Source organism: Paenibacillus sp. 01T422 (genome assembly GCF_056398785.1).
The window spans coordinates 1-9,964 of sequence record NZ_JBFTQB010000125.1 but is presented as its reverse complement, the minus strand read 5'-3'; the positions used below and the strand labels follow the sequence as shown (position 1 = coordinate 9,964).

10 protein-coding genes and 1 riboswitch are annotated in these 9,964 nt (G+C 46.4%); of the genes, 7 read left to right on the top strand and 3 right to left on the bottom strand.

What is annotated here, in order from left to right:
- Positions 1-240: 240 nt before the first annotated feature.
- Positions 241-495, bottom strand: coding sequence for an AbrB/MazE/SpoVT family DNA-binding domain-containing protein (locus tag AC1DUA_RS09730; protein WP_127457122.1), 255 nt, complete (start codon positions 493-495; stop codon positions 241-243).
- Between the two features lie 371 nt (positions 496-866).
- Between AC1DUA_RS09730 and AC1DUA_RS09725 the strand changes: the two genes are divergently transcribed.
- Positions 867-2,144 (top strand): HD domain-containing protein, encoded by a 1,278-nt coding sequence (locus AC1DUA_RS09725; RefSeq protein ID WP_477499538.1) that lies wholly within the window; start codon positions 867-869, stop codon positions 2,142-2,144.
- A 27-nt stretch (positions 2,145-2,171) separates the two neighbouring features.
- Positions 2,172-2,939, top strand: a complete 768-nt coding sequence (locus AC1DUA_RS09720) for a TatD family hydrolase (RefSeq protein WP_477499537.1) — start codon at positions 2,172-2,174, stop codon at positions 2,937-2,939.
- Here the strand turns inward: AC1DUA_RS09720 and AC1DUA_RS09715 are convergent.
- Together AC1DUA_RS09715 and AC1DUA_RS09710 are read right to left on the bottom strand one after the other, a co-directional pair.
- Positions 2,925-4,157: an ABC transporter permease gene (locus AC1DUA_RS09715; protein ID WP_477499536.1), complete on the bottom strand. Its 1,233-nt coding sequence runs from the start codon at positions 4,155-4,157 to the stop codon at positions 2,925-2,927. The two genes, AC1DUA_RS09720 and AC1DUA_RS09715, sit on opposite strands and share 15 nt — an antisense overlap.
- Positions 4,154-4,897 carry an ABC transporter ATP-binding protein gene (locus AC1DUA_RS09710; protein ID WP_477499535.1) on the bottom strand — a complete coding sequence of 248 codons (744 nt, stop codon included), beginning with the start codon at positions 4,895-4,897 and terminating at the stop codon, positions 4,154-4,156. The genes AC1DUA_RS09715 and AC1DUA_RS09710 overlap by 4 nt, the downstream gene beginning before the upstream one ends.
- A gap of 282 nt (positions 4,898-5,179) precedes the next feature.
- A riboswitch (cyclic di-AMP (ydaO/yuaA leader) is annotated at positions 5,180-5,374 on the top strand.
- A 290-nt stretch (positions 5,375-5,664) separates the two neighbouring features.
- On the opposite strand from AC1DUA_RS09710, the gene AC1DUA_RS09705 reads away from it, so the two are divergent.
- From AC1DUA_RS09705 to veg, 5 genes are all read left to right on the top strand, one after another.
- Positions 5,665-6,804, top strand: a complete 1,140-nt coding sequence (locus tag AC1DUA_RS09705) for a ubiquitin-like domain-containing protein (protein WP_477499534.1) — start codon at positions 5,665-5,667, stop codon at positions 6,802-6,804.
- Between the two features lie 116 nt (positions 6,805-6,920).
- Positions 6,921-7,463 (top strand): ribonuclease M5, encoded by a 543-nt coding sequence (rnmV, locus tag AC1DUA_RS09700; protein WP_477499533.1) that lies wholly within the window; start codon positions 6,921-6,923, stop codon positions 7,461-7,463.
- Between the two features lie 47 nt (positions 7,464-7,510).
- Positions 7,511-8,419: a 16S rRNA (adenine(1518)-N(6)/adenine(1519)-N(6))-dimethyltransferase RsmA gene (rsmA, locus tag AC1DUA_RS09695; RefSeq protein WP_477499532.1), complete on the top strand. Its 909-nt coding sequence runs from the start codon at positions 7,511-7,513 to the stop codon at positions 8,417-8,419.
- Between the two features lie 55 nt (positions 8,420-8,474).
- Positions 8,475-9,347, top strand: coding sequence for a sporulation peptidase YabG (gene yabG / locus AC1DUA_RS09690; RefSeq protein WP_477499531.1), 873 nt, complete (start codon positions 8,475-8,477; stop codon positions 9,345-9,347).
- A 262-nt stretch (positions 9,348-9,609) separates the two neighbouring features.
- Entirely contained in the window at positions 9,610-9,885 is a 276-nt protein-coding gene (gene veg, locus AC1DUA_RS09685; protein ID WP_028557365.1) for a biofilm formation stimulator Veg, read from the top strand.
- Positions 9,886-9,964 lie beyond the last annotated feature (79 nt).

Genomic DNA, 9,964 nt, shown 5'->3' with positions numbered 1-9,964 from the left:
GAACTACAGGGTGCTATTCTGCCTGAGTTGGACGGTTTTCAGCTCTGATCTACGAAATAGCAGGAGAATAACGACCTGTAGTTCCCCTATCAGGGTGAGGGTAGGCGCTGCGGGAAATGTCTAGACAAAAAAAGATCTCTAATCCGTGGCCGAAGCCAACAAATTAGAGATTAGAGGAGATATGAAAAAGGTTAGAATTACCAATAGGATAAGTGCTACTTCTATTATATACTATTTTTCTTATTTTGTCACAGGTGTTGGCATTTCTGCTAAACAAATATGACAAACAATTTTTCCCTTAAAGTAAGAGACGCCTTCAGCGTTGCCACAGAAGATACAAGCAGGCTCATATTTCTTAAGCATGATACGCTCGCCATCTACATAAATTTCCAGAGCGTCTTTCTCGCCAATTCCTAGTGTACGGCGAAGTTCAATTGGAATCACGACACGCCCCAATTCGTCAACTTTTCTTACAATGCCCGTAGATTTCATCATATATATAAACCCCTTTCGATTTTATAAAAATTTTATCAATATCGTCATGTTTCGACATATCTCTTAAACTAATGATACCAACCATTCCCAAAATAGTCAACCATATTTTCGCTAGTTTGGGCGGGAAGACAATAATTTTTTGAAATCTTATTACAGCTGAAAAGAAGGGGAAAACCAAGTGGCATAAGGATTTGTAAATAATATATTACTATTTGATGAGAGAAAAGGTGGAATTAGCCAATTCATTTCAGAGGGCATAAACAATGAAAAAATGGTATTAGATAATTCGACAAAATACGACATAAATGTCGATAAGATGGTGTGAAATGTCGAAAAGATGTAGAATTTTAATAAAGAGAGGTTGTGATTGAATGAAGGAAGAGAAAGTTTTTAAAGATCCCGTTCATAAATATATTTACGTGCAGGATAACACGATCTGGGATTTGATTAATACGCGAGAGTTTCAGAGGCTGCGCCGCATCCGGCAATTAGGCACCTCATATTTAACTTTCCATGGTGCCGAGCATAGCCGATTCTCCCATTCACTTGGTGTGTACGAAATCACGCGCAAAATCATTTCCCAGTTCGAACGCAATCAATATGAAGATTGGCCGAAGGAAGAGCGTTTGATCTGTCTTTGTGCAGCGCTGTTGCACGATTTGGGGCATGGGCCTTTCTCTCATTCAATTGAGAAGGCTTTCGGAACGCGCCATGAGGATTGGTCTTGCAAAATCGTGCTGGGTGATACGGAAGTCAATCAAGTATTGAGCCGGGTCTCGCCTGATTTCCCCAAAAAAGTGGCGGGTGTCATTTGCAAATCCTATAATGAGGAGATTGTTGTAAGCCTCGTGTCGTCCCAATTAGACGCCGATCGGATGGATTACCTTTTGAGAGATGCGTATTTCACGGGAGTTAATTATGGGACGTTCGATCTGGAACGAATACTTCGTGTTATTCGGCCCTATCGTGGGCATATTGTGGTTAAAGAAAGCGGTATGCATGCTGTAGAAGATTACCTAATGTCACGTTATCAGATGTACTGGCAGGTCTATTTCCATCCGGTGACACGGAGTGCGGAAATTCTGCTGCACAAAATCTTTGCGCGCGCCAAACATCTATATGAAGATAACTACACATTTGGCTTCATGACGGATCCAATCCTGCACCTGATTCAGAATAAGATTTCGCTTGAAGATTATTTGCTTCTGGACGAGTCTGTGATGCAGGCGATGTTGACGTTTTGGATGAGCGAGAAGGATCCTATCCTTGCTGATATGTGCAAACGATTTTTGGACCGTAAACTGTATAAATATAGTACCTTTGATGAGTCAAATCAGCGCATGATTCAGCTAATGGAGAAAGTAATGGCTGAAGTCGGTCTTGATCCGATCTACTACATGGAAATTGATTTCCCGTCAAATCAATCCTATGATGTGTACAGACCAGGTGAGACGGAGGATAATTTGCCGATTCTGCTTTTGGATCATAAGGAAACGTTAACCGAAATTACCCATCGATCAGAGATTGTTCAATCTATTAGCGGTTTTCAAATGGGCAAGCATCATGTCTATTACCCGGAGGAGCTGCTGGAGCGTCTGAATGCTTCTGCGTATCCGGAATTATGGGAGATGCTCGGCGAGCAGGAATAATACATAAGAGGAAGTAAGGAGAAGAACATGTTAACAGACTCACATACACATTTAAATGCGGAACAATTTCAGGAAGATCAAGACGAGGTCATACAACGCGCACGTGATGCAGGTGTTACAAGAATGGTGAATGTTGGTTTTAATCGGGAGACGATTCCTAGTTCAATAGCACTTGCCGAAAAATACGATTTCATCTATTCAACGGTAGGCTGGCACCCCGTGGATGCGATTGATATGAAACCAGGGGATTTGGAATGGATCGAATCGTTGTGTCAACATGACAAAGTGGTGGCTATCGGGGAGATCGGACTGGACTATTATTGGGATAAGTCGCCTAAGGATGTACAGCAGCGGGTCTTTCGCGAGCAAATCAGGTTGGCGCGAAAGCTTCAAATGCCGATTGTGATTCATAATCGAGACGCGCATCAGGATATTTTGACCATTTTAAAAGAAGAGAAAGCTGCTGAAGTCGGGGGAATTATGCATTGTTTCTCGGGGAGCTGGGAGACGGCAAAGCAGTGTCTGGATATGAATTTCCATATTTCCTTCGGGGGGCCTGTGACTTTCAAAAATGCAAGGCAGCCCAAGGAAGTGCTGGCGCAAGTTCCTTTGGACCGTTTGTTAATTGAGACGGATGCTCCATACCTGACCCCACACCCTTACCGCGGCAAGCGCAACGAATCGGCTTATGTTCGGTTGGTAGCCGAAACGGCCGCGGAAATTAAGGGCTTGAGTCTAGAAGAGCTTGCAGAAATAACGACAAACAACGCCATCGCCTTGTTAGGTCTCAAGTAAAGCGTTCTTTGCAAATTTTCGACGAAGCAAGACGCCACAAGTGAGCGAGATAAAGAGGAAACCGATGAGCGGCACAACAAGGTAGATAGGTGAAGAGCGAATCAATAACGGAATCGAAAGCATACATAATTCTAGCAGCAAGGCTGACCAAATGATGAAGGCTAAGGAGCCGGCTTTCAACTGACGGTTAAGTGGGTACATTTCAAGCCAGAAGGTATAGCGGTGTGAACGCTCAAGTGGCGTGAGTTGAACCATGGAAATAACTATAGCGATAAAGAAGATGAGAAGTCGCGCTGTGCTGCTGCTTGAAACTGCGATGGCTAATGTGCCCAGCAAAGATATACGCATGACAATCGCGAATAACTCCGTACGTAGAAATGTTTTCATATATATGTACAGATAGGTGGCATCTTGTTTAAAAGGAATAAATCTTGTGACCCCGCTGATCCAGCTTCGGCGGGTTATTCGCGTTCCCAATTGTGGAACATCCACGAACCAGTTGAAAAAGGAATAGAGCCGTGCCTGCTGCTGCCTTTCCTTCGCAATGAGATAGTCCCAACCGATGTAGTACTTGGATACGTAATGCGTGGCTGTTAACCAAGCCAATGTAAGTACAAGAGCAGCCCCGCTTGCCCAGAGAACGCTGGTCAGAAATTGCAGAGAAATCAGCACGGCTGTTGCTATCCAGCGGAAGCTAACGGAAACCCTTCTCGCACGTTCATGTGTGAATCGGCTCTCTTGCCAGCTAGCCAATAAATGGCCTACCTTCATTAATAGAAGCAAGGCGAGCATCCATAAGAAATGCTGTTCGTCATGACCGAGGCAATGATGATACAAGGGCCATAATACAACCCATGCCAGAAATGTCCAAAATGCTTGCAGCACCAAGCTGTACTTGAATCCGCCACGGAAGTAAGGACCCATCTGATGTTCAATGCGCAGTAAAAACATACGGTCCGCGCTTCTCGCTAATGTACGAATCGGGCTTGAGGATAACAAAGGAACGAGCAGCAAAAGGACGATCCACAGATAAGGATAATCTGTCGGAAGGCGCTGTAGTATTTTTGCATAATAATAGGAAGAAAGGATGACAAGAAATAACAGGAAGCCAAAAAAATTACTGCGCGCTGCATACTGCAAGTAGCCCATGGATTCCTTCATATAATGTTCAAATCTCTTCTGCCATAGGGCACGGGTATCCATGTCCATTGCTTTCATACCAGTTCTCCTTTTACAAGCTTATAAAAGATGTCGTCCAATGACGCTTGCTGGAGCCCCGTTTGGTGACGTAATTCGACTAAATCGCCTTGGGCAACCATATGTCCTTTGTGCAGAACGACATAGTTATCGCAATATTTTTCAATGGTAGACAAAATATGCGAGGATATGAGGAATGACGCGCCACGCCGTTTCATTTTGACCATTAATTCGAGCAATGAGCGGATGGCTAACGGATCGAGTCCGAGAAAAGGCTCATCAATGATATAGAGGGAAGGTTCGATTAAGAACGCGTTCATAATCATGACCTTTTGCTTCATCCCTTTGGATAGATGGCTTGCGAAGGAATTGAGCTTGTCCTGCATGTGGAACTGCTCGAGAAGCGCTTGTGAACGTGCAAGATAGTCATCTTTCGTTAAGCCGTAGGCCATGGCGGTTAATTCCAGATGTTCGCGAATGGTAAGCTCTTCATATAGCTCTGGACTTTCGGGTACATAAGCATAAGTGGCACGGTAAGGCAGCGGATCTTCGGCTAGTGTCAAACCGTTAATTTTGACTGAACCCCTTTGTGGTTGAAGCAGTCCAAGGATGTTCTTGATGGTCGTACTTTTTCCTGCGCCATTCAGTCCGATCAATCCCATCATTTCACCCTGACGGATTGAAAATGTGAGGTCGTGAAGAACGGGTTTATTTGGTAAATATCCCCCGAATAAAGAGTCGACTTGTAATATGAGCCCCATCTCAGTGCCTCCCTAAATATCTATTTATTGGAATTTATACATCGGTTTCATACCTGATAATTATAAACAAATTTAGTTTAGAAGCCTAGTTTAAGAGCGAAAACACGAAGAAACTTAGTATACGTACGTTATAGTGAGATAAATGTAGATAAAAAGTGGTTTTATTTCGAAAATAAGCTATTTTTAATTGATTTAGCCCTTTTTAGTAGGTGTCAATCCCTTTACAGGCAGAGATTAACAGCGTAATATACTTTTCATAATAACTTAATAACCAATTTGCCATTTTTCCATTCGCTGAGTTCCAATTATGGGAACGGGGGAACCACTGTTAACTTTATAAAGCGGCATCGCTGAGGAAGTAAACAGAGTGAGTAACAGGGGTGAATCTTGGACGTTTAACGGAAGTTTACGTCTGAGTAGGGCGACTCTCACGTCCGAATCCGTCAGCTAACCTCGTAAGCGTAAGAGAGGTAACGATTGTCGTTCGTGCTATTTGTGTATTTTTACTATGCAAACTAAGCCAGCGAGAAGAGTCCTCTTCTTGCTGGCTTTTTGTCCCCATAAGGACTTTTAACTGTTTCGGACGATTAATCATAGCCCGGAATTCATAGGATGATGAATAGCAAAGCGGGGTGGGACGACCAGAATGCAGCCGTTTCTAAGCAGCTGCTGATGGACGACACGTTAAGTTAAATTAAAAACCTTAGTCGCGTCAAATTTAATCATGCTGTAACCTGGCGGCGAGGCTTTGAAGGAGGACCGAAGAAGTGGGCAGTATCTCTTTTAGCGAGACCCATGTAAAACGATCATCCAGCATGTCCTTCGCATTGCGATGGAAGCATGAAAACTTGCGTTTGATTTTAAGCCTGGCTATAATCTCAATCGCAATGACTTTCATGTTTTTGGTGTTGTTGTACGGTACGGCTACCAAGAGCGTATCCGTGGTTGTGAATGGACAAGAAACCGTTGTGCATACGAAGCAATGGGTCCTGCAACGCCTACTGGATGAACAAGCCATAACGATTGGTGAACACGATGAAATATCTGCAGACCCTACAGCTACTATCAAGGGCGGGGACAAATTCGTCATCGAACACGCTTCTCCAATTCAATTGACTGCTGATGGAAAGACCACCACTGTTTACACAACTGCAAGAACGGTTGAAAGTGCATTGCAACGTTTACATATTGCACTTGGGGAGCACGATAAGCTGACTCCCGAACCGACATCCTCTTTAGGCACAGGCGATGAAATCAAAATCGTCCGTGTAAAAAAAGAGACGGAAGAAGTAACAGAGCCGATCGCATTCGACACGGAGAAGAAAAGTGATGCATCGCTGCTTAAGGGTAAAGAGCAGGTCGTTCAAGAAGGTAAAGAGGGCGTACTTCTGAAAAAGAAAGAAAAGACTTACGAAGATGGCGTGTTAGTCGCAGAAGCTGTTGTAGGTCAAGAAGTACAGGAACAAAGTGTTAAAAAAGTAGTGTCAATTGGCACGAAGAATCCCGTTGTTGTTCTTTCGGCATCATCCCCTAGCGTGGATGAGGTTTCTAAGAATGGTGTAACATTCGGGTATAAACAAATTCTGAAGAATGTGAAGCTCACGGCTTACTCAGCGGGAGCCGATTCAACAGGCAAATCCGAAGGTACTCCTGGGTATGGTAAGACGTATACAGGAACTACGGTTACTGAGGGCAGAACGATTGCGGTTGATCCGAAAGTTATCCCACTAGGATGGTGGGTTTACATTGAGGGCGTCGGCTTCCGTCGTGCTGAAGATATCGGTAGTGGTGTGAAAGGTCAAATGATCGACGTCTATTTCGAAGATCATGGCTACGCCAATAAATTCGGAACGAAACAAGGGTACACGGTCTATGTCGTAGGACCGAAAAAGCCGTCTGAAAATTAACGTGTAAACGTCTGTTTCAGCGGGAACAATGTCAATATACGTTGCCAGGCAAGCAGCCTGGGCGAAAGAAGAGGGAACCCCTCTTCTTTTTCTGCGTACTGGGAAGGGAACCGATTATGATTAAAGAAGTCATTGTCGTTGAAGGCAAGGACGATACGGCAGCTATTCGCCGAGCCGTCGAGGCGGATACGATAGAGACAGGCGGCTCTGCCATCGGGCAAGCCGTATTGAAGCGCATAGCCCTCGCGCAACAGCGCAGGGGCGTCATTATATTCACGGATCCGGATCACGCAGGTGAGCGGATACGGAAGATTGTGGCAGCCAAGGTACCAGGCTGCAAACATGCCTTTATCACGCAGGCGCAGGCCGAGTATAAAGGCGACATTGGTGTGGAGAATGCCGCGCCGGAGATTGTCCGGGAGGCGCTCCAGAACCTTCGGACAGAGTACGACGGGGCTGTGTCACAGCTTACCGTGGAAGATCTCATGGCCGCAGGGCTGATCGTTCATCCGGAGGCCGCTTCCCGCAGACTCGTCGTTGGCAATGCACTTGGCATTGGCTACTGCAATGGCAAACAATTTTATAAGCGATGTGCGATGTTCCAGATCTCGCGTGAGGAATTTGAAGCAGCGTTGGAGCATCTGGCACCGAAGATATAGTGTTATATAGTGGAATCCAGAACCTATAGATAAATGAGGGCTACAAAATGACTATACCCGGCAATGAAGTGATTGTAACAGCGGAAGATGTCGCAACACCTAGTAAGACGAAACAAATGATTAAAAAGCACAATCTTGTGCTTAAAAAGAGTTTGGGTCAGAACTTCCTGATCGACCAGAACATCTTGGGCAAGATCGTTTCGGCCGCAGAGCTTGGGCCTAACAAAGGCGCGCTGGAAGTCGGCCCTGGCATCGGGGCGCTCACCCAGCAGCTGGCCAAGCTCGCAGGGCGTGTCTTGGCCGTGGAGATCGATCAACGTCTCCTGCCTATCCTAGGCGAGACGCTAGAGCCTTATCCCCATGCGAACGTCGTACATGGCGATATCCTGAAGACCGATCTGCCGGAATTGTTCCGGCAGCATTTTGACGGGCTCRATGGCGTCAGTGTTGTCGCCAATCTGCCTTATTACATCACGACACCGATTATTATGAAGCTTCTCGAAGAGAAGCTTCCCTTGGAGAACATCGTCGTGATGATCCAAAAAGAGGTGGCCGACCGCATGGCGGCTCGCCCGGGCACCAAAGATTACGGCAGCCTCAGCATTGCCGTGCAGTTTCACTGCGAGCCGGAGCTTGTCACGATCGTGCCGCGCACCGTCTTTGTGCCGCAGCCGAACGTTGACTCTGCCGTTATCCGGCTGCGTGTGCGCAAAACCCCGCCGGTCGAAGTGGCGGACGTGGACTTCTTCTTCACTGTCGTTCAGGCGTCCTTCGTCCAGCGGCGCAAAACCTTGTACAACAACCTAGCTGCRCGGTTCTTTACCAAAGAAAACAAACCGGAGCTAGAAGCTCTGCTCCAGGGTATCAACATCGAGCCTTCGCGCCGCGGCGAGACGCTTAGCATGGAAGAATTCGCGCGCTTGTCGACTGCGCTTCGCGCGCACGGCTGTAAATAACCCGCACCAAATGCCCAGTCCCGCCATAGGATAGCCCATGGAGGGGATTTGTGCGATGAGGCAAGGTGATTTTGTAACCCGTAAATCCTATGGCGGCGACGTCATGTTTAAGATTGAACGTATCGAACAGCTGAAGGCTGTCCTGCGCGGCGTCGATTACCGACTGCTTGCGGATGCACCTCTAGTGGACTTAACACTGACGAATCCGACAGAGTCGATKGACCATCCCAGGTCGAGTTCGCCTGAATTTCGCGAGTCACTACGAAGGCTGGCGGTTTCCCAAGTGCAGTTGCAGGAGAAAAACCAACTCTCGGTTGCCCATAATCAGAAAGTGAACGCGGGATATTTTGAAGTCCCGGGTAAAGTGCTGCATTTGGATGGGGATCCGACCTATCTGCGCAAGAGCATGCAGCTCTATGGAGAACTCCGCGTGCCCGCTGAGGGTTTCTATATTCCCGAGGCTCAGATGGCAGACGCGCTCCACCGGTTGCTTCCGCAAATTAAGCCGGATATTGTCGTCATCACGGGGCATGACGGAATACTTAAGCATCGTAAAGTCGCTGGACCTGGCGGTTTATCTAGCTATAAGAATTCACAGAACTTCGTTAACGCCGTTCAAGTAGCGCGGCAGTATGAACGCAATCGTGACGCGATGATTGTCGTGGCAGGAGCTTGCCAGTCTCACTTTGAGGCTCTGATTCGGGCTGGGGCCAATTTCGCGAGTTCGCCTGCGCGCATACTCATCCACGCGCTAGACCCATTGTGCATCGCCGCAAAGCTATCCTACACCTCCGTGAAGGACACGATATCGATGTTAGATATTATGGATTTGACGGTGACGGGGCTTGATGGGTTGGGTGGTGTAGAGACAAGAGGGAGCTACCGAATGGGTGTTCCCGGTATTCAACATACAGATGAGCATATGTAGTCCTTGCTCATACATGGTTTCCTGTCAGGGACACTTCCCTGCTGCTTCTCTCTTAGGAGAGGGTGGCGGGGGAGTGTTCTTTTTTATTGGAAAAGTGTGAATAATTTGCGAACTTTGGAGACAACCTGTACAATGGGGAATTCGGTAAATAGATGAAAATGCCGTTGACAACTGGATTATGGTGCTGATATAATATTTGACCCTGTTTGACATGCTTGTCAGGATGGGTTATAATTAACAAGGAAAGAGGTGGTAGTTGACAATGGCAAAAAATGCGCTGTTGGAAATCAAACGCAGTTTGGAGCCCCACGTCGGGCAGAAGATCATGTTGAGAGCGAATGGTGGCCGTCGAAAGACAGTCGAACGTTCCGGTGTTTTAGAAGAAACCTACCCTTCTGTGTTTATCGTGAAGCTTGACCAAGAATCACACGCCTTTAAACGAGTGTCATACAGCTATGCCGACATTCTTACCGAATCCGTCGAGGTTACGGTATGTAATGATGATGGCCAGGTTCGTATCACCTATATCCAACATTAAGCTTAATAAGTTTCTATAATGAGCAGACCCTAGGGTCTGTTTTTGCATTTGAATGGACCTGGTGCGACTGGGCATACTA